The organism is Oleiphilus sp. HI0132 (genome assembly GCF_001635845.1).
In genome coordinates this window covers 1-1749 of record NZ_LWGJ01001549.1, presented here as the reverse complement: position 1 = coordinate 1749, position 1749 = coordinate 1, and the positions used below count along the sequence as shown (strand labels likewise).

At 45.7% G+C, this 1749-nt stretch carries 2 protein-coding genes; both read left to right on the top strand.

Features of this window, described 5'->3' with window-relative positions:
• A partial coding sequence (locus A3766_RS23840) for an efflux RND transporter permease subunit (protein WP_231882979.1) occupies nt 1–582 on the top strand: 582 nt, incomplete at its 5' end.
• Nucleotides 569–1648, top strand: a complete 1080-nt coding sequence (locus A3766_RS23835; protein ID WP_068515892.1) for an efflux RND transporter periplasmic adaptor subunit — start codon at nt 569–571, stop codon at nt 1646–1648. The genes A3766_RS23840 and A3766_RS23835, both read left to right, overlap by 14 nt.
• Nucleotides 1649–1749 lie beyond the last annotated feature (101 nt).

Here is a 1749-nt window from a genome sequence, read left to right as displayed (position 1 = left end):
ACCATAGATGTCTTTAGAGATATGGGTTTAGCATTTATGTTTGCTTTGGCAGGTATCTTCTTTGTACTGAAGATACAGACACAATCTGTCCGTCTTTCCTTGATTATTATGTCGGCTATTCCTTTGACGATTATCGGTATTATGCCTGGTTTTGCAGCGCTGAACCTTTTTGGCGAACGAGTGATTGCAGGAGCGCCTGAACCCGTATTATTTACCGCCACAGCGATGATCGGCATGATTGCTTTGGCTGGAATCGTTGTTCGCAACTCTTTGATACTCGTAGAGTTCATCACTCAAGCCAGAGACCGGGGTGTGGAGCTTAAAGAGGCGCTTATACTGGCGGGCTCCGTTCGTATGAGGCCTGTTCTACTGACTGCTGGCACTACCATGCTGGGTAATCTGGTGATTATCCTTGACCCGGTCTTTAGTGGCCTGGCTCTGGCTATTATTTTCGGCATCATTGCCTCAACCATCTTTACCTTGCTGGTGGTACCAATTGTTTACTTGTTGGTGTTCGATAAGCCAGAAAATAACTCATTAACTGATCACGCAAAATTAGGATACGAAGATGCAAACAAATGACTCCGTATTAAAAAAACTGGGCTTACCTGTACTGGCAATTGCTTTACTTATCGTTATGGTTGCCTGGATGGCGGGTGCCTTTAATAACAAGGTAAAGCCCGGGCAAAGTGAGCAGCAAAGTTTGGTAAAACTCGATGAGCTACTAAGGCAAGCGATTGAGGTCGAACGGGTGAAGAAGGAAGTGTTCGAGCCAGTGCCAGCAGGTATTGAAGCGAAACAGAATTCACTTATCTCATCACGTATTCTAGCCAAGATAGAGAAAGTACATGTACGAGCAGGGCAGCAGGTTAAACAAGGGCAGCTACTGATTGAATTGGAAAAGGCAGATTTGCTATCACGGGAGTCTCAGGCAAAAGCGGCTTTGTCTTCAGTGTCTGCACGATTGTTGGAAGCAAAGAATAATCTTAAGCGTTCTGAGGACTTGAGTCAGAAAGGCTTGATTGCTAACGCTGCTTTGGAGCAGACTCAGGCAAACTACGATAGCTTGTTAGCCGGTAAGCAAAGTGCAGAACAGGCTTTGTTAGAAGCGCAAACGGCCCTGGGTTATGCTCAGGTGCATTCCCCTATTGATGGTCTAATAATCGATCGCTTTGCAGAGCCCGGTAATACTGCCCAACCAGGGATGCAGCTTCTTACCTTATATAATCCAGCTACTTTACGAGTCGAGGCGCATGTGCGCGAACAATTGGCGATCGGCCTCAGTTTGGGTGACACCTTGCAGGTAAGGATTCCCTCGATGAATAAGAATCTGCCTTCAGTAATAGAAGAAATGGTGCCAGCAGGTAATGCTGCATCTCGAAGCTTCTTGATTAAGAGCCGTCTGGAGGCTGAAGGCTTGCTACCTGGCATGTATGCGCAATTAAGTGTGCCGGTGGGTACGAAACAACAGATTCTATTGCCTAGTGATCGTATAGCTTATGTTGGTCAGTTGAACGTTGTTTGGGTTTTGGAAAACGAGCAAGTTGTTCGACGCTTTATAAGAGTTGGCGATCAGAAAGAAAACGGGATGATCGAAGTCGTCTCGGGATTGCGTGCCGGAGACCTTGTTTTACCTGTTCAGAGCTAAAGGGGGACTTTCTCCCTATTTTTCGCACCTTTTGTTCGCTTATTGAACAGTTATGCTGGCAATAATGCCAAATAAATCACACTATATTTCAATAACTTGTC